General features: G+C 36.2%; 1 protein-coding gene and 1 pseudogene. Both read right to left on the bottom strand.

Annotated elements, in window-relative coordinates; all coding sequences use genetic code 11:
* Positions 1–314, bottom strand: a pseudogene (locus H5072_RS20165) (S9 family peptidase); the annotation flags it as partial.
* A 43-nt stretch (positions 315–357) separates the two neighbouring features.
* Complete coding sequence (locus H5072_RS20160) at positions 358–966, bottom strand: flavin reductase family protein (protein WP_182694601.1); 609 nt, start codon at positions 964–966, stop codon at positions 358–360.
* Between the last annotated feature and the right edge of the window lie 78 nt (positions 967–1,044).

The raw sequence follows: 1,044 nt of genomic DNA, 5'->3' as shown, positions 1-1,044 counted from the left end.
AACTGATATTTTATATAGCGAGCACCAAGTAACAGTACGTCATCATTTGCCCAGTTATACCAATCAAAAAACACTGTATGGTTATTTGAGTTTATAATTGGTGTTGTAACCCCCGTCTCCAAGTTTTTAACCATTAAGATTAAAGTCCCTTGATGGTTTCTTATAAAAGCGAGGTTCTTACCATTGGGAGATAGCTTCACTTGGCTAAAATCTTTTAAGCCTGCAAAAACCTCTATAGGTAGTTTTTTATCTTGTGTGGCAAAAGAGCCAAAACTTTGCAAAGCAATTAACAAAGTGAAAATGAACTTAAACATTCGTAAATCCTTTTATTATTATATTCCTAGGTAAGCGATTATTTCACAACTGTGGCCTTTTAAGCAAAAACTTATCTTTGGTTGTACTAAAGTAATCGCCGCCCATTTTGCCCACTGCATTTAATAATTCAGGGTCAATATAGCCACCACTCATCACTTCATCGTCTATACAAATACCCACTACATCCAGCAACATCATTTTTCCACCGCCAGGCTCATTTGAAATACTAATAACTTCGCGTAACTTACATTCAAACCGTACTTTTGAATCGGCAACGCTTGGCGCGTTAACTAACTTACTTGGAGCTTGGGCAATGTTAGCTGCATCAAACTCGCTTATATCACTGGGATAATTTGCACAACTTTGGTTCATTTTTTCAACTAGCTCTTGGCTGACAATATTAACCACACATTCTTTAGTTACCATTAGATTACTAAGCGTATCTTTATTCGTTTTATCACTAGGGTTTACTTGCGTAACACTTAAAACAGCTGGCTTGCAACTAGCCACAGTAAAAAATGAATAAGGCGCAATATTTGCACTACCTTCGCTATTTAATGTACTTATCCATGCGATAGGCCGTGGGCTGATACCGCCTACTAAGTAAGAGTAAACATTTTGGTTGGTATTTTCGGTGAGATCTAAAAACATATTTTTTCAACTAAATAAGAATATCAACATGCCTAATATCTTAATCCGATGAAGGTTGGGGTTAAAGAAGATTTACAA

It is taken from the genome of Pseudoalteromonas sp. SR45-5, assembly GCF_014163565.1.
GTDB classification, from domain to species: domain Bacteria; phylum Pseudomonadota; class Gammaproteobacteria; order Enterobacterales; family Alteromonadaceae; genus Pseudoalteromonas; species Pseudoalteromonas distincta.
Note: the sequence above shows the minus strand (reverse complement) of the source record. Positions and strands in the feature narration are given on the sequence as shown.

What these genes read in the sequence shown, in the direction of transcription:
- H5072_RS20160 (WP_182694601.1), bottom strand. Translation starts at nt 966, where the DNA reads ATGTTTTTAGATCTCACCGAAAATACCAACCAAAATGTTTACTCTTAC.